The organism is Collimonas rhizosphaerae (genome assembly GCF_038896935.1).
GTDB lineage: Bacteria > Pseudomonadota > Gammaproteobacteria > Burkholderiales > Burkholderiaceae_D > Collimonas > Collimonas rhizosphaerae.
In genome coordinates this window covers 31361-48153 of record NZ_JBANDC010000020.1, presented here as the reverse complement: position 1 = coordinate 48153, position 16793 = coordinate 31361, and the positions used below count along the sequence as shown (strand labels likewise).

The window sequence follows — 16793 nt, the reverse complement described above, 5'->3', positions numbered from 1 at the left end:
CCGAAAAAAAATGACCCTTTTTCCAGAGTCAAATGGCAATATCAGCAAGGCCAGCCACAAGCTGGCAAAACCCTTGTTGCAGACGAATCGAACTGAGGACATTAATGGCAATAAAATCCACCTTGACCTGTCTCTGGGTCTCACTGCTTGCGGCCGGCGTCACGACGGCGCCGCATGCCGCAACCGCAGCGTCGCCGGCCGCGGCTCCGGCATCCGCCTCCGGCTACAACCAGCCGCCCAAGGAAATCCTGGACGTCATGCGCGCGCCGTCGCCGCCGTTGCCGGTGCTGAGCCCGACGCGCGACCGGATGCTGCTGGTGTCCTGGCAGGAATACCCTTCGATTTCGCGCGTGGCTGCGCCCTTCCTGCGCCTGGCCGGGGTGCGCGTCGAACCGGGCAATCACAGCAAGCACGACACCCCTGGCGGCTACGGCATCACTCCCTGCGCCAGGAGCTTTGACCTGGTGCATATCGCCGATGGCGCCCAGGCTCCTGTCGCGCTGCCGGCAGGCGCCTGCCCGGGACGGCCGCTGTGGAGCGCCGACGGCAAGCGCTTTGCGTTTGAAAATATCGCCAAGGACTCGGTTGAGCTCTGGATCGGCGACGCCAGCAGCGGCGTTGTACGCCGCGTCCCGGGCGCGCGCCTGAACCCGATGCTGGAAGACCAGCTGCAATGGATGCCCGACCAGAAGACGCTGCTGGTCAAGCTGGTTCCCCAGCGCATGGGTCCGCCGCCGCCTGAACCGGCCGTGCCGAATGGCCCGAGCATCCAGGAATCGGATGGCGGCAAAGGACAGAGCAGCACCTACGAAAACCGCGACACGCTCAACAACAGGCACGACGAAGACCTGTTCGACTACTACGCAGCTTCGCAGCTGGCGCTGGTCGACGCCGCCAGCGCGACGGTCACGCCGGTCGGGACGCCGGGCCGCTACGAATCGCTGGGACCGGCGCCGGATGGCCGGCACCTGCTGGTGACCTCGATCCGCAAACCCTATTCCTACGTAACTACCTTCGACCGCTTTCCGCAAGAAGTGGAAGTCTGGGATCTCGCCAAACGCCAGAACATGACAGTGCACCATATCGCCTCGCTGCCGCTGGCGGACCGGGTCCCGATCGGCGGCGTCGCACTCGGCCCGCGCGACTTCACCTGGCGCGCTACCGAGCCGGCGACGCTGGTCTGGGCTGAAGCGCTGGACGGCGGCGACTGGAAAACCAAGGTGCCGGCGCGCGACAAGCTGATGCTGCAGAAGGCGCCGTTCAGCTCGGCGGCGGTGGAAATCACGCGCACCGAACAGCGTTACATGGGCATCGCCTGGACCGAGCAGCCCAGCCTCGCATTGATGCACGAATACGATCGCACCCGCCATTGGCGGCGCAGTTTCCTGGTCAATGTCGACGATCCGCAGCAGCAGCCGCGCTTGCTGTGGGACCTGTCGACCGACGAGAAATATGCCAATCCAGGCACGCCGGTGAAACGCCAGCTGCCGAACGGCGCCTGGGTGCTGCGCCAGGATGGCGATGCGATCTTCCTCAGCGGCGCCGGCGCCTCGCCTGGCGGCGACCGCCCGTTCCTGGACAAGCTCGACCTGAAGACGCTGAAACCGGAACGCCTGTTCCGCAGCGACAAAACGTCCTACGAGCAGTTCCTCGGTTTTGCCGGACCGGATGCGCGCACCTTCCTGACCTGGCGCCAATCGGTGACCGAAGCGCCGAACGCCTTTGTCCGCACCCTCGGCGCACCGCTTGACGCCGCTGCCGGCGAAGCCGCCTTCGCTTCGACCAGCGCCGCTGTCACCCGGATCGCGGATCCGACGCCGGTGGTGCGCCAGATCAAGAAGCGCCTGGTGAAATACAAACGCGCCGACGGCCTCGATCTGTCGTTTACCCTGTACACCCCGCCCGGCTACCAGGAAGGCACGCGCGTGCCGACTATCCTGTATGCCTACCCGCTCGATTACGCCGACGCCTCGCAGGCCGGCCAGACCACCGGCTCGCAAGAGACCTTCACGCGGCTGCGCAAGTACCAGCTGTTGCTGCTGGCCGGGTACGCCATCATCGATAACGCCGCCTTCCCTATCGTCGGCGATCCGAAAAAAGCCTATGACACCTACATGGAGCAGCTGGTCGCCGACGCCACGGCCGCGGTGGGCGAAGCGGTCCGGCTGGGCGTGGCCGACCCCGACCGCATCGGCGTCACCGGCCACAGCCACGGTGCGCTGATGACCGCCAACCTGCTGGCGCACTCCGACCTGTTCCGGGCCGGCGTCGCCACCAGCGGCTCCTACAACAAGACGCTCACGCCGTTCGGATTCCAGAACGAGCAGCGTTCAGTGTGGGAAGCGCAGGATGTCTACCTGAAGGTATCGCCGTTCTTCTTCGCCGACAAGATGAAGACGCCGATCCTGATCGTGCATGGCGCGGACGACGCCAATCCGGGCACCACGCCGCTGCAGGCCAGCAAGCTCTACGAAGCGATCCGCGGCAACGGCGGCGTCACGCGGCTGGTGATGCTGCCGCATGAACCGCACTGGTACGCGGCGATGGAATCGAACGAACAGCTGGTCTATGAAATGCTGCGCTGGTTCGACCGTTATGTGAAGAACGCGCCGCCGCGGACGCCGGCTGCAGAAACTCCGGCGACGGCAAAGTAGCGATAGTGGCAAGGACGTATTTCATGAACGCCAACCTTCAGCGGTTGGCGTTTTTTTTTGCAAGAACCGAAGCCGGAGGCCGCGACAGCGCCTCCGGCCGGGCACGCCTTACAGGTTGTCGCTCAGGAAAGTCAGCGAATTGCCGTGCGCTTCCGCCGCGGCGCGCTGGTGGTAGCTGGAACGGTGCGAACAATTGAAGCCATGTTCCGCGCCCGGATAAATGTGGACCTCGACATCCTCATTGTTTTCAAAACGCTCGGCGATGCTCTGCACGGCGTCCAGCGGAATATGGCTGTCGGCGCCGCCGAAATGCATCAGCAGCGGCACCTTGATGTCGCCGGCGCGCTGCAGCTGGTTCTGGATGCCGCCGCCGTAGTATGCGATCGCCGCATCGACCAGGCCGTCGGCCGCCGTGTTGTACGCCAGCATGCCGCCGAAGCAATAGCCGATGACGGCCAGCTTGCCGTCCAGTTCAGGCCGGGCTTTCAGTGCCGCAACGGTCAGCGCGATATCCGATTGCGCCTTGGCGAAATCGGTGGCCTGCATCAGCTCGACCGCGCGTTTCCAGCCGGCGTCGTCGTAAACCAGCTCGATATGGCTGCCGCTGCGCCAGAACAGGTCCGGCACCAGCACCACGTAACCGTCGGCGGCGTATTGCTCGGCGACCGAGCGGATGTGTTCGTTGACGCCGAAAATTTCCTGCAGCAATACGATGCCGGGGCCCTTGCCGGTATGCGGGACGGCCAGGTATGCGCCGAACGTGCCGTCGGCGGCCTGGATGTCGATCCATTGGGTGGTAACGCTCATGAGTGTTCCTGTCAGTATCAAAAATAAATGTCGGGGATGTTGCAGGGAGGCCAAGCTTGCGGCCGCTGAATCCAGCGGCATCCAGCGCGAACGCCTGGATCAGGACAAGCCGGTGCCTGACAGGATGCTACCAGATGCCGGCGCTGCAGGTTTGCGCGCCCGCAAAAGCAAAAGGAATGGCGGCGGACATGGCCATGCCCGCCGTGATGGAAGAAACGCCGCTAAGCGAACCACCCCGGTATCCACAACGAAAATCCGGGCACGAAAGTCACCAGCATCAAGGTGAACAGCAGCGCAAGATAAAACGGCCAGATGGTGCGCATGATTTCTCCCATGCGGATGCCGCCGATGGTGCAGCCGATGATTTGCGCCGCGCCGATCGGCGGCGCATTCAATCCCAGCGAGCAATTGATCAGCAACATCATTCCGAACTGCACCGGCCCCATGCCGAAGTGTTCGCAGATCGGCAGGAAAATCGGCGTGCAGATCAGGATATGCGCGGCCATGTCGAGGAAGGTGCCGAACAGCAGCAAGGCCAGGTTGATCAGCAGGAAAATGATGATCGGGTTGCTGCTGACCGCCATCAGCGCGTCGCCCACTGTATCGGCCACGCTGTACAGGCTGATCAGGTAACCGAATGCGGATGAAATGCTGATCAGCATCAGGATCACGCCGGTGGTCTTGACCGATTTCACCGCCGCCTTCAGGAAATCGGCCCAGCTCAGGCTGCGGTACACCAGGGTGGTGAGGATCAGCGCATAAAACACGGCGATGGCGGCCGACTCGGTGGCCGTAAAGACGCCCGAAGTGATGCCGGCAATGATGATGACCACCACCATCAGCCCCGGCACCGCGCGCAAGATGCTGCGCAACGCTACCTGCCAGCCGAGGAAGGTGCCGGCGGGATAGCCGCGATGGACTGCCACCAGGTAGGCCACCGCAAGATTGGCCAGGGTCAGGATCAGGGCCGGCAGCAGCCCGGCCAGGATCAGGGTGGTGATCGACACGCCGCCGCCGGCGACCAGTGCATAGATGATGATGTTGTGCGAGGTCGGCATCAGCACGCCCACCAGCGACGAATGGGTGGTGACGTTGACCGCGTAGTCGGTGTCGTAATTCTCGCGCTTCATCATCGGGATCATGACCGCCCCCATGGCGGAGATGTCCGCCACCGGCGAGCCCGATACGCCGCCGAACAGGGTGCATGCCAGCACATTGGTCATGCCCAGCCCGCCGCGGATGTGGCCGACCACGCCGCGCGCGCACTGGATGATGCGGTCGGCGATGCCGCCGTACAGCATCAGCTCGCCGGCGAAGATGAAGAAGGGAATCGTGAGGAAGGAAAACACGCTCATGCCGGCCGTCATCCGCTGGAAGATCACGGCGATCGGCAGACCTTCATAAAAGATGGTGGCGATGGCCGACAAGCCGATCGAAAACGAAATCGGCACGCCGATCAGCAGCAGCACCAGGAAACTGAGCGACAGTAGAGTCAATGCCATGATGGGACAACCCTTGTACGCTGCAGCAACGCGATGATGTGTTCAATCGAGAACAGGACGATCAGGCTGCCGGACAGCATCAGCGGCCAATAGGTCAAACCCTGTGAAACGCCGAGGTTGGGGATCATGTAGTCGATGATCTGGCGGCCCAGGATCCAGCCGTTCCAGATCATCAGGACCGCAAACAGGATGACCAGCAGGTGGATGAAGATCTTCAGCGGCACCCTTACTTTCGGCGGCAGCGCGCCGGTCAGCAGTTCGACGCCCATGTGGCGGTCGTCGCGCACGCAGACGGCGACGCCGATGTTGGTGACGTACAGCACCATGAGCAAGGCCAGCGCCTCGGTCCAGGACGGGCTGTTGTTGAGCACATAGCGGCCGAAAATCTGGCCGAATACGGCAACCGCGATCAGCACCAGGCCGGCCACCGCCAGCCGCATGCACATCAGCGACAGCCAGGCGTTGCAGCGGGTGAGAAACGTGAACGGCGGCAGCAAGGCGACGGGCAGCTTGTCGTCAATCGCGTCGCCGGTTTTATTGACATGTGTCATGACCGGTTCCTTGATGGAGAGAGAAGGCGCGACCTTACTTGGTGTCCTGGATGCGCTTGAGCATGTCTTTCATGCCAGGCGTGGTGACGAATTTCGCATAGACCGGCGCCATGCTGGATTGAAATTCCGCCTTGTTCGCTGCCGTGATGTGGACCCCGGCCTTTTCGACAATGGCGCGCGAGGAAATTTCTTTCTCGTCCCACAGCTTGCGCATGTAAGGCACCGACGCCTTGGCCGTCTGGCGGATCATTTTCTGGTCGTCGGCCGACAGCTTGTCGAAGATCACTTTCGACATCAGCAGGATTTCCGGCGTCATGTCGTGCTCGTCCAGCAGCACGTACGGCGCGATCTCGAAATGATGCGCGGTCTGGTAGGTAGGCCAGTTGTTTTCCGCGCCGTCGACGATGCCGCTCTTGATCCCGGTGTAAACCTCGGAAGTCGCCATCGGCGTCGCGTTGGCGTGCAGCGCCTGCAGCATCGCCACCGACAGCTCGGACTGCGGAACGCGGATTTTCATGCCCTTCAGGTCCGCCAGGTTCTTGATCTGCTTTTTTGTATAGAAGAAACGCGCGCCTGAATCGTAGAACGCCAGGCCGACCAGGCCATGCGATTCGCAGGAGCGCAGGATTTCGTCGCCGATCGGCCCGTCCAGCACATGCCGCATGTGTTCCTTGTCGCGGAACACGAACGGCAGAGAAGGCAGCATCGTTTCCGGGCAAATGGCGTTGAGCACGCTGGCGTGGGTGCGGGTGAATTCAATCGCTCCCAGCTTTACCTGTTCCACCGTATCAGGCTCGCTGCCCAGCTGGCTGTTGGGATAGACCTTGATGCCGTATTTGCCCTGGCTGCGCTGCTTCATCAGGTCGGACATGTAGTTGACGGCGGCGACCGTCGGGTAGTCGGCCGGCTGCACATCCGCATCGCGGAACTCCCTGGCGAAAGCGGATGGCGCGCACAGCGTCAGCGACGCTGCGCCGGCCATGCAAAGCATGGATAGGCATTTCTTCATTTTTCTGTCTCCTGGTTTTTATTTATTTACAAAAAAGCGTTGCCTGGTTTCGCCGCCGCCCGGGTCTGGAATTCGGTCTCCGGCAGTCCGGTCACCCCGGGCCGCAACGCGATGACTGCTCCGGCCCATTCATCGTCCGCGGCCTGGCCGGCGCTGATCGACGTCACCAGCAAGGTATCCAGCCCGGCGCCGCCGAATGCGCACATCGCAGGTTTTGCCATCGGCAAATCGATGCGCCGGTCCAGCTTGCCTTCGGGCGTAAAGCGCAGGATGCAGCCGCCGTCGTTGCCGCAGGTCCAGTAACAGCCGTCGACATCGACCGCGGCGCCGTCCGGCCTGCCGGGATGCTGGTTCATGTCGGCGAAAATCCGTTGCGCGCTGGGTACGCCGTCGTCAATGTCGTAGTCGTAGGCCCAAATCAGCTGGCGCGACACATGCGAATCCGAGAGATACATGGTGCGGCCGTCGGGCGACCAGGCCAGGCCGTTCTGGACTATCAGCTTGGAGACCATCGGCAGCGACAGGCCCTGCGGCGTATAGCGGTACAGGTGGCCGTCGGCGCGCGCCGCGGCCATGTCGAGGAACATGGTGCCGCTCCAGAAACGGCCCTGGCGGTCGCAGCGGCCGTCGTTGAAGCGCATGCCTTCGCGCAGGCCGGCCGGGCTCGCCAGTTTTTCTGCCGCGGCGGCTTGCGCCTCGTCCAGGCGCAGGCTGAAAATCCCGGTTTCCATTCCGGCCACCAGGCCGCCGTCGTCTTTCAGCGCGATGCAGCCGACCATTTCCGGCAGCGTCCAGCTGCGCGCCGAACCTGATGCGGCATGCCAGCGCCAGACCGTCCTGGCAGGAATATCGACCCAGTACCAGGCGCCCTCTTTTTGGCTCCACAGCGGGCTTTCGCCGACGGCGCAGCGCAGGCCGCCGAGACGGTCGATATTGATCGTCGTTTTATCGGTATTCACCTTGTCTCCTGTTTTTGGCAGAACCGGCGCAGGTCTTGGCCTGCTTGCGAAAATTCTTTGTTATCAGTCATCCTACAACTTGATTCGCAGTATAAGCAGCAAAAAATATTTTAGCAATCAGATTTATTTCCGCCTATTGTATGCATACGGAAGCAGTCCGGGAACGAAGATTTGTCGTTCGCGCCTTGTTGTATGACGACTGACAATAAATCAACTGATTGCGGTAAGGCGTAGGGCGCCAATAGCGCAGCGTATTGCGCCGTATGTTTGATTGGGATAATGCAGCATTCTCTTATACATCTCATGCGGCGTAATACACGCGCCCTACACTGTGCGCCTTACCGCATTGAAGAGAGGTTATTCCGGGTACAGGCAGCTCCTGCACCCGGTCCGCAAGACGCCAGGTCAGGCACCAACCTTGTAGCGCGCCGCCGGCTTGACATGCGACAGGTTGGGCTTGAGCGCCTGGCGCGCAGCTTCGAAACGGTCCCAGTCGGCCAGGTCCGGCAGCGACGGCACGGTCGCCAGCTCGCCTTGGTCCAGCCCGGCGAGGGCAGCATCGACCAGGTCTGCCGCATCCATCACGATTTCTTGCGGCAGGTGCTGCACCGGCAGGCCGGCGCGATCCCAGAATGGCGTGCGGATGGCGCCCGGCAGCACGGCCTGCACGCGCACGCCTTTGGCCCCAAGTTCATGATGCAGCGACTGGGTCAGCGCCAGCACATAGGCTTTGGTGCCGCCGTAAGTGCCGTTCAGCGTTTCCGGCGATACCGCCACCATGGAAGAAATATTGACGATGGTGCCATTCCCGCGCGCCACCATCGCCGGCGCCACGGCGCGCGTCAGGCGGGTCAGCGCATGCACGTTAAGCACGATTAGGTCGTCCAGTTCCTCCGGCGTGGAATCGATCAGGCTCTTGGTCGCGCCAAGGCCCGCATTGTTGACCAACATGGTAATGCTCGCATCATCGGCCAAGCGCCGCTCGATGGCCCGCAGGTCGGCCGTGACGCTGAGGTCGGCCTTGATGACGTCGACCTTGCGGCCGGTACTGCCAGACAGCTGGCTTGCCAGTTGATCCAGCTTTTCCTGGTTGCGGGCGACCAGGATCAGGTCGTAGCCGCGGCGCGCCAGGCGGTCGGCGTAGATGGCGCCGATGCCGGTCGAGGCGCCGGTGATGAGGGCTGTGCCTTGGGCAGCACGGGTAGTTTGGGTAGACATTTTGTATCCTTGGAAAGTGATGCCGGACTGCCGGTCCAGCTGGTTTTAAAGATTGACAAGCTCAGTGTAGGAGTTCAATCTATGTCCCAAGTGACGTATTTACCTCGAATTGGGTCAACATGAAAAAAACCATCGCTTTTGTCGTTTTCGACGGCTTCCAGCTGGTCGACATGGCCGCCGTCGCCGTCTTCGAGCTGGCCAACGATTGTCCCGGCGGGCCGTTTTACGATCTGATGCTGCTGTCCGAACATGGCGGCCCGGTGCGCAGTTCGTCCGGGGTCAAGGTCGACAGCATTGCGTTCGACGCGCACACCTACGACACGGTGATGGTCACCGGCTCCATGTCGCCGGTGGTGTCGTCGCCCCGCTTCATCGATTTCCTGCGCCAGTCCTGCGCCGCTTCGCGCCGCACCGCCAGCATCTGCACCGGCGCCTTCCTGCTGGCCGAGGCCGAGCTGCTGAACGGCCGCCGCGTCACCACGCACTGGGCGCAGGCGCGCGAACTGCAGCACCTGTATCCCAAGACGCGGGTGGAAGAGGACCGCATTTTCATCAATGACGGCAACATCTGGACTTCGGCCGGCATGACCGCCTGCATCGATTTGAGCCTGGCGCTGGTGGAGCAGGACCTGGGGACGGCCAACGCCCGCCTGATCGCCAGGATGATGGTGGTCTACCACCGCCGCAGCGGCGGCCAGTCGCAGTTTTCAGCGCTGCTGGAAATGGAAGCGAAGTCGGACCGGATCCAGAGCGCGCTCAGCTACGCCAAGCGCAACCTGGCAAAGGAATTGTCGGTAGATGAACTGGCCGACGCCGCCCACCTGAGCCGGCGCCAGTTCAGCCGGGCGTTCCGCAACGAGACCGGGAAATCGCCCGCCAAAGCGGTGGAAGCGTTAAGGGTCGAAGCGGCGCGCGCCATGCTGGAGGACAGCAGCCACTCGATCGACGTGGTGGCGAGGGAAACCGGATTTTCGGATACCGAACGCATGCGGCGCGCTTTCCTGCGCACGGTCGGGCAACCGCCGCAAGCCGTCAAACGCGCTTCGCGTTTAGGGAAAATGTAAAGTTGGCGTGCGGGCGGATCAGGGGATGTCCAATATGATGAAATGTCCAATAAAAATGGACAAATTAATATATTGGACAAAATCAGCTCTTCCCTGAGAAATCAAACGGCAATGGCAGGCTTATCGCCTCAGGGTCTTATCTTGCCGGATCGCCTCATAGGCATCCATGCGTCCGATTGTTCGTTCGATCAAGCAATACTCCCTGGCGTTTTCCCGTTCCAGCGGCACAGTCTTGCTGTCAGCCTGGATCGAGCAATCCAGCAGGATGTTTTTCTTCCAAGCCACAAAATCATCGGTAAGCTGCTGCCTCTCGGCGCCGCTCAACAGCTGCGATGTCGATTGATGCAGTTCTGCGGCTGCCTTGCTTTGCAGGGTCAGCTCTTCGCCCAGGCACGCTGATTTCGATTCCTCGCTGGCATTGGCAGCGGCGTAGCAAGCTTTGAAAATGTTTGAAAAATCGTGGCTGCCGGTGGCCGCGCCTGCAGCAAACGGAACAAAAAGCATGGCGGCAGCAAGGTAGGGAAAATAGCGTTTCATGGCATCGCCCTTGGTGGGGATTCAACGGATGGAAGTAATGCTGCTCTGCCATAAGCATGCCATGAGCCGGGGTTCCGTGCACTACCGTCGGCTACAGTCCGCCGGCGCCCGGATCCGGCAATGCCGTCCGCATTTCCGGCGCCGCGCCGCGGCTGTCTGCCAACACCCTGGTTTGCCGGGTCTCGCCGCAGCGCAGTTCGACCGTGTTGCCGGTAATCTTTTCCAACTGCAGGTCGCCATCGAAAACCTGGGTTTCGGCCACCGTGACGGTGCCGCGCAACGCATTGTTCAGCACGGCGAACCCGCCTTGCCGGTAGCCGCCCGCGGCCACGCTCATGAGCCGCCAGGAGTCCAGGCGCTCGGCAGAACAATCGGCAGCGGCTTTGGCAACCGTTGCGGCTGGCGTCGCCGCAACGGCGCGATCGGTTGGGCTGGCAGCGCTGCCGCCGGGGGAACGCAGCACTACAGCCGGCCTGGGCAGCAAGTCCGGCGCGCTCAAGTACGCCAGCAGCGCAATAAATGCGATGCCGGCCAATCCTATGCCCAGCGCAAATTTTTTCTCATTCATTACCGCACCTTGCTGTGGGCCGGGGCGATCGTGCTGTCGACCGCCCCGGCCCGGTCACGAACTTACCAGCGCAATACCGGCGGCCTGGTCAAACCCTGATGGCCTTCGGTGTAGCCGACCATCGACTGCATGAAATTGCTGTCGCCGCCCAGGCCGATCTTCAGGTCATACCAGCCGCCGGTGGTATTCAATTGCAGCGTGGCGGTCTGTTTCGCCGCTACCGTGACAGTCTGGCTGACCAGGCTGCCGGAGGTGATGCGGTCCAGCACCGTGAACACCGCGGTATTGGTGGTCGCGCTATTGTCGAACAGGATGCTGACCGCCTGCCCGACGCCGTTGTTGGTCAGCTTCACCTGCGGTTCCGGCTGCCCCTGCCACGCGGTGGCGCTGAGATAGCCTTTGAAGCGCCGGTAGAACTGGTTGGGGCCGATCATCTCCAGGTCGTAATAACCGCCGCCGTAGCTGATCACGTGCCAATAGTCGCTGGAGGCAGCGTTGGCGGCCATGGTGTACATCCACGGATTGTCGCTGCGATAGTTGTCGACGTTGATTTGCAGCGGCGCCGGCTTGCTGCCGCCGTTGCTCCAGTTGGTCCACACTTGCTGGCCGGCGAAATCCTGCGTCAGCCAGCCGTTGAGCTGGTAGGGCTGCACGCGCAGCGGTTTTTGCCCGGTCTCGTAGGCTGGCATGACGGTGTTGGGCGCCGGCGGAACCGGTTTTGGCAGGCTCTTCTGGGCGTTGGCTTGCGCCGCCAGCGCCACTGTGTCCTGCAACACCGGGAATGCCGCATTGCTGACGGAGAAGTCGAAGCAAGAGGTCAGGTCGCCGCAGATGTCGCGCCGCCACTGGCTGATGTTGGGGCAAGTGACGCCGGTCCATTTTTCCAGGAATTGGATGGTCGAGGTGTGGTCGAACACTTCGCTGGCGACCCAGCCGCCGCGGCTCCACGGAGAACAGACGATGGTCGGCACCCGCGAGCCGAGGCCGATCGGCACGCCGCTGACGAATTCGTTGGCGGTGCCTGGCGGCGGCGTCGGCGTGGTGACGTGGTCATAGAAACCGCCGTTCTCGTCGTAGGTATAGATGAATACGGTCTTGGCCCACACCGCCGGATTCGACGCCAGCGCCTGCAGGTACTGGTTGACGTAATCGACGCCGACATTCGGCGAGCCGCTGGGGTGCTCGGACTTGGCCGCCGGCGCCACGATCCAGGACACCGCAGGCAAGGTGTCTTGCATCACATCGTTCTGGAAATCGGCCAGCACCCGGGTCTGCACGCCGTTGATGTACAGGGGCGAATTGGCCGGCAGGTTCTGGAACTGCTTGAACCAGGCCAGGGCGTTGTCGTCGTAATTGTCGACTTCCTGGTAAGTGCGCCAGGAGATGCCGGCGGCCTGCAGCGCTTCAGGATAGGTTTGCCAGGTCAGCGAGCCGTAGGTAAAGCCGTTGGTGGTGGCCGGCCCGCCGTGCAAGCCTTGCGGGTCGATGGTGCCGCTCATCAGGTACAGGCGGTTCGGATTGGTGGAGGTCCGCGCCGAGCAGAAATAGTTGTCGCACAGGGTGAAGGCATCCGCCAGCGCATAGTGGTAAGGGATGTCGTTGCGCGTCATGTAGGTGATCGCATTCATCCCCTTGTTCGGGATCCATTTGTCGCTGCGGCCTTTGTTCCAGGCGGCGGTGCCGCTGGCCAGGTCGTGCGGCACATCCGACAGCCACTGCGCCGAGCTGGTGCTGGAATTCAGGCGCCATGGCGTGTACAGGCTGCCAACGCTGTCGGCCTGGGTGAAGACGTTGCGGCTGGTGGCCTGGACCGTCGCAGCGTGATCGTCGTTGAAACCGCGCGCGCCTTTGATGGTGCCGAAATAATGATCGAACGAACGGTTTTCCTGGCACAGGATCACGACATGGGCAACCGAGCCCAGCGTGCCGCTCGCCGCGGGCGCCGCCAGCGCTTGCTGCACGGCCGGAGGCAACATGGTTGCACCCATCGCTGCCACGGAATCTTTGAGGAATTTCCTACGACTTGAGTGCGCCATGTTGTTTCCATAAAGTAAGAATGGCCCGACTCTATACATGAAATATTACGCAACGGTGACGCCCGGATTACGTCTCGGTGACAGATGGCGCAGCAGCCGGAGCGCTGTCTGTCGGCGAAAAGATCCTGCTATGCTTTGCCCGTATCCGACAACCCTGGAAGCAGCACATGGCAAGCAACATAGAAATAAAAGCGCGCATCGACATCACAGCGGATCTGGTCGCCAGGGTGGCGGCGATGGCAGATGAAGGCCCGGTTGAAATCACCCAGGACGACACCTTCTTCAACTGCGCCAACGGCAGGCTCAAGCTGCGCGCCTTCGGCGACGGCAGCGGCCAGCTGATTTTCTACCGCCGCTCCAACCAGCAAGGACCAAAGGAATCGTATTACCTGATCTCGGCTACCGCCGAACCGGAACTGCTGCGCGCGGTATTGTCCGAGGCGCACGGGCAAGCCGGCCGGGTCGAGAAGCAGCGCACGCTGTACCTTGCCGGCCGTACCCGCATCCACCTTGACCGCGTCAAAGGCCTAGGGGAATTCCTGGAACTTGAAGTGGTGCTCGGCGCCAGCGAGGCGACGCAGGCGGGAGTGGACGAAGCGCACGCCTTGATGGCAAGGATCGGCGTCCAGCCCGGGCAGCTGGTCGAGGGCGCCTACGTCGACCTGCAGGCGGCTAGCCGCCTTTGAGCGCCTGCAGCGACCTGATCCTGGCCATCGCTTGGTGATCGGATGTCGCAGCGTCGATCATCGCCGCCACATCGGCTTTCAAGGCGGTGCGTGAACCTGCTTCCAGGTAGATCATGTGGCCGGACGGGTAAAATTTCGCGCTCAGGTTCTTGCGCACGGCCGCGTCGGCCAGCGGCATTTTCTGCAGGTCCATCACGGTCTGGTAGAACGGCGTGACGAAATCGTAGTAGCCGTTTGCGGACAGCACTTTCAAGTCGACGTTCAAGCTCATGGTCGCGGCCAGGTCGCCGGCGGTGTACAGGATGATGTCGCCCTTGGCGTCGATGCCCTTCTGGGCGCCGGTCGGATCGGTGTGGCTGAAATCCCAGTTCTGGAACGCTTTGTCGTTCAAGTCGGTGAAGGCGGAATTCGAAGTGAACTTCAAGCCATCGTTCAGGTAGTTGTTCCACATCGCCGTATACACGCCGGCCACCGCCGTCATGCTGGGATCGTTGCCTCCCGCGTTGGGCGAGATGTCAGCGGCGATGCCGGTGTCGATGCCGGTCACGCGGCCATCGTAGGCGCCCAGCGCCAGTCCCTGGCTTTGCAGCAGGCTGATCAGGAACAGCGTCCTGCCGTGGCTGTCGCCGGCGGTGATGTCCAGTCCCCAGGCGGTCAGGGTGGTCGGGTCGATGCCGGTGAAATCGCTCAGTTTCTGCAGCGTGGCCGGATCGGCCTTGGGAAATTTTTCCAGCGCCGTGGTGTAGTCGTTGCGCGCAAACAGCGCGGCGCTCGCCATCAGCGACGGCAAGTCCGCCGGCGCCGGCGTCACGCTGGTTTTCCTGTGATACCAGGCATCCGCCACCGCGGTCGGCAGCGCGCCTACCGGATTGCCGGCTTGCGCATAATCGAGGATCGACGATTGCAGGGTGATGCCGTTCAGGTCCACGCCGTCTTCGTGCAGCAGGTACGACAGCACCGCGCTGCGCGGCGTGCCATACGATTCGCCGAACAGGAATTTGGGCGAATTCCAGCGGTCGTTGGCGGTCAGGTAGCGCTTGATGAATTGCCTGATCGACCGGGCGTCCTGGTCGACGCCCCAGAAATCCTTGTTCTTGAACGGCGCGATGGCGGCGGAATAACCGGTGCCGACCGGATTGATGAATACCAGGTCGCTCTTGTCGAGCAGGCTGTCGGGATTCTCTTCCAGGGTATAAGGAGGCGGTGGCGTGAAGCCCGGCATCGAGGTCTTGATGCGCTTGGGCGCAAACGAACCCAGCAGCACGAACACCGACGACGAGCCCGGCCCGCCGTTATAGAAGAACGTGACCGGGCGCGCATTCAGGTCCTGGCCGTCGACGGTAAACGCGACGTAGAAGATTTTTGCAGCCGGCTGCGAAGTATCGGCGTCGACCGCCACCAGGTGGCCGGCGGTGGCGGTGTATTGATAGGCGCGCTGGCCTATCGTGGTGGCGTGATGGGTGACCGCCGCATTCTCGGACGCCTCGGCCACTGAATCGCTCGGCCCCGTGCCGTAGGCGGTCGGGTCGAAACAAGGCTGGTCGCCGGCTGGGTCCGCTGCGCGGGCCGATGCATGGTTGCTGCTCATGATCTCTCCTTGGTCGAAGTTGCGGCCCGCCGGGCGCCGCTGCTACAGCACGCTTGCCAGTTTCTTGCCGTCCGGGCTGCCCAGTCCGGTGCAGGCGTCCCAGCCAGGGGCCGCGGCAAAGTAGCCGTTGTTGCCCTGCGTGACGTCGTGGAAGGCAGCCTGCTGCTGGTACAGCTTCGGATTGACGAAACCGACCGCGCTGCCCTTCGCCGTGTTGATACGGGCCAGCAATGCCGCCCACAGCGGCGCCACCGCGCTGGTGCCGCCCACTACCGCGTCGGCGCCGTCGATATACACCTGGTAGCCGGTGACCGGATCGGCGTTGCCGGCCACATCCGGCACGCCGCGCTTCGCCAGCGGCTGATGCTTGCCGTCGCTGCCGGTAAGCACCAGGCTCTTTTGCCAGGCCGGCAGCGCAAACACCGTGCTGACGCCGCCACCGCCGGCGCCGCCCTGCGTGCCGCCGTTCCACACCACCTCGCTCTCGATCGCCTGCCCGGCCGCCTGCAGGCGGGTGCCGCCGCAAGCCAGCACGTATGGGCTGGACGCAGGAAAATCGACATGGTTGCCGCCGGCCACGCCGTCGCTCGAACCGCTGTCGCCGGAGGCGACGCACACCGTTACTCCCATCGCGGCCGCCGCCTGCAGCGCTGCATTGAACGATTGCATGGCTTGCTGCGTCCAGCGCGGTTCGGCGCTGCCCCAGCTGATCGAGACGACGGACGGCCGGTTGACGTTGTCATGCACGGCGCTGTTGAGCGCGTTGAGGAAACCGGCATCCGTATTGGTCGAAAAATACACCACGATATGCGCTTCGGGCGCCAGCGCGCCGGCAATCTGGATATCCAGCACCACCTCGCCGTCGGCGCCGTTGGCATCGCCGCTAGGCTGGTTGCCGGGGCCGTTCACCGTGACCGCGCTGATCTTCGGCAGCGCGATGCCCAGTTTGGAAAAATAAGCTTGCTGGTCGGCGTCGCGGTAACCGCCGCCCAGTTCGATGATGGCGATGCACTGGCCGGCGCCGAGGTTGTCGGGAAAGTCGTACAGGGATGCAAACTGGGTCGGCAGGAAGGAGGCGGTGGCGGTATTGTGCGGCGCGAAGCGGAACGGCGGCTGCAGGCGGAACAGCGGGCGCGCTTGCGGGCGGTTGTCGAGGCCGACCACCGCCGTCACGATATCCTGCAGCTCGGCCGGGATGTGGACCGCGCCGGTGCGGCCCCGATAGCTGCCAAGATGCGATTCGTAACGCTGCAGGTCGACGTCGAATACCTGGTTGAACTGCGCCACGCTGCCGCTCAGCGTGACGGTGCTGCAAGCAGGATCTTCGCGCACCACCTGCAATCCATGGTCGCGCGCAAATGCGGTCACCTTGGCGATATCTTGCGGCGAGGCGGAAAACTTCTGGGCGAATTCTTCGCGCGAGAGATGCGCCGCAACCGCCGCGCCCGCGCATTGTCTGTCGACGATGTCGCACAACTCCTGGTCCGCGCTGCGGCGCATGACGACAGTCACTTCGAGCTGCTCGGCGGGGGCAGCGCGGCCGACGCTCTTGGCGCCGGAAGGGAGACTGCGTTCGCTGCCTGGGAGGGGGATTTTTGCCATGACTGTCAAACT

At 62.8% G+C, this 16793-nt stretch carries 14 protein-coding genes; 3 read left to right on the top strand and 11 right to left on the bottom strand.

Annotated elements, in window-relative coordinates:
• Nucleotides 1-104: 104 nt before the first annotated feature.
• A complete protein-coding gene (locus tag V8G57_RS22125; RefSeq protein WP_342831237.1) occupies nt 105-2654 on the top strand; it encodes a S9 family peptidase in 2550 nt (849 codons plus the stop codon).
• Between the two features lie 108 nt (nt 2655-2762).
• Here V8G57_RS22125 and V8G57_RS22120 read toward each other — a convergent pair whose 3' ends face one another.
• The 6 genes from V8G57_RS22120 to V8G57_RS22095 all read right to left on the bottom strand — a co-directional run bounded on the left by V8G57_RS22120 (nt 2763) and on the right by V8G57_RS22095 (nt 8700).
• On the bottom strand, nt 2763-3461 hold the full coding sequence (locus V8G57_RS22120; RefSeq protein ID WP_342831236.1) for a dienelactone hydrolase family protein: 699 nt from the start codon (nt 3459-3461) through the stop codon (nt 2763-2765).
• A 221-nt stretch (nt 3462-3682) separates the two neighbouring features.
• Nucleotides 3683-4963, bottom strand: coding sequence for a TRAP transporter large permease (locus V8G57_RS22115; protein ID WP_342831235.1), 1281 nt, complete (start codon nt 4961-4963; stop codon nt 3683-3685).
• Nucleotides 4954-5514, bottom strand: coding sequence for a TRAP transporter small permease (locus tag V8G57_RS22110; RefSeq protein WP_175501004.1), 561 nt, complete (start codon nt 5512-5514; stop codon nt 4954-4956). The genes V8G57_RS22115 and V8G57_RS22110 overlap by 10 nt, the downstream gene beginning before the upstream one ends.
• Before the next feature lie 34 nt (nt 5515-5548).
• The gene (locus V8G57_RS22105) at nt 5549-6523 is read right to left on the bottom strand and encodes a TRAP transporter substrate-binding protein (RefSeq protein ID WP_342831234.1); all 975 of its coding nucleotides are present in this window, start codon (nt 6521-6523) and stop codon (nt 5549-5551) included.
• 26 nt (nt 6524-6549) lie between these two features.
• A complete protein-coding gene (locus tag V8G57_RS22100) occupies nt 6550-7482 on the bottom strand; it encodes an SMP-30/gluconolactonase/LRE family protein (protein ID WP_425458320.1) in 933 nt (310 codons plus the stop codon).
• 405 nt (nt 7483-7887) lie between these two features.
• Nucleotides 7888-8700: an SDR family NAD(P)-dependent oxidoreductase gene (locus tag V8G57_RS22095; protein WP_342831233.1), complete on the bottom strand. Its 813-nt coding sequence runs from the start codon at nt 8698-8700 to the stop codon at nt 7888-7890.
• 119 nt (nt 8701-8819) lie between these two features.
• Here V8G57_RS22095 and V8G57_RS22090 point away from each other — a divergent pair, with 119 nt between their 5' ends.
• Nucleotides 8820-9764 (top strand): GlxA family transcriptional regulator, encoded by a 945-nt coding sequence (locus tag V8G57_RS22090; RefSeq protein ID WP_342831232.1) that lies wholly within the window; start codon nt 8820-8822, stop codon nt 9762-9764.
• 120 nt (nt 9765-9884) lie between these two features.
• On the opposite strand, the gene V8G57_RS22085 is transcribed toward V8G57_RS22090, so the two are convergent.
• The 3 genes from V8G57_RS22085 to V8G57_RS22075 form a co-directional block, all read right to left on the bottom strand.
• On the bottom strand, nt 9885-10301 hold the full coding sequence (locus tag V8G57_RS22085; protein WP_342831231.1) for a hypothetical protein: 417 nt from the start codon (nt 10299-10301) through the stop codon (nt 9885-9887).
• Between the two features lie 91 nt (nt 10302-10392).
• Entirely contained in the window at nt 10393-10869 is a 477-nt protein-coding gene (locus V8G57_RS22080; RefSeq protein WP_342831230.1) for a hypothetical protein, read from the bottom strand.
• 62 nt (nt 10870-10931) lie between these two features.
• Nucleotides 10932-12905 carry a phosphocholine-specific phospholipase C gene (locus V8G57_RS22075; RefSeq protein ID WP_342831228.1) on the bottom strand — a complete coding sequence of 658 codons (1974 nt, stop codon included), beginning with the start codon at nt 12903-12905 and terminating at the stop codon, nt 10932-10934.
• A gap of 167 nt (nt 12906-13072) precedes the next feature.
• On the opposite strand from V8G57_RS22075, the gene V8G57_RS22070 reads away from it, so the two are divergent.
• Nucleotides 13073-13591 (top strand): class IV adenylate cyclase, encoded by a 519-nt coding sequence (locus V8G57_RS22070; protein WP_342831227.1) that lies wholly within the window; start codon nt 13073-13075, stop codon nt 13589-13591.
• Here the strand turns inward: V8G57_RS22070 and V8G57_RS22065 are convergent.
• Together V8G57_RS22065 and V8G57_RS22060 are read right to left on the bottom strand one after the other, a co-directional pair.
• On the bottom strand, nt 13578-15179 hold the full coding sequence (locus tag V8G57_RS22065) for a S10 family peptidase (RefSeq protein ID WP_342831226.1): 1602 nt from the start codon (nt 15177-15179) through the stop codon (nt 13578-13580). The genes V8G57_RS22070 and V8G57_RS22065 overlap by 14 nt on opposite strands.
• 42 nt (nt 15180-15221) lie before the next feature.
• On the bottom strand, nt 15222-16781 hold the full coding sequence (locus V8G57_RS22060; protein ID WP_342831225.1) for a S53 family peptidase: 1560 nt from the start codon (nt 16779-16781) through the stop codon (nt 15222-15224).
• Nucleotides 16782-16793 lie beyond the last annotated feature (12 nt).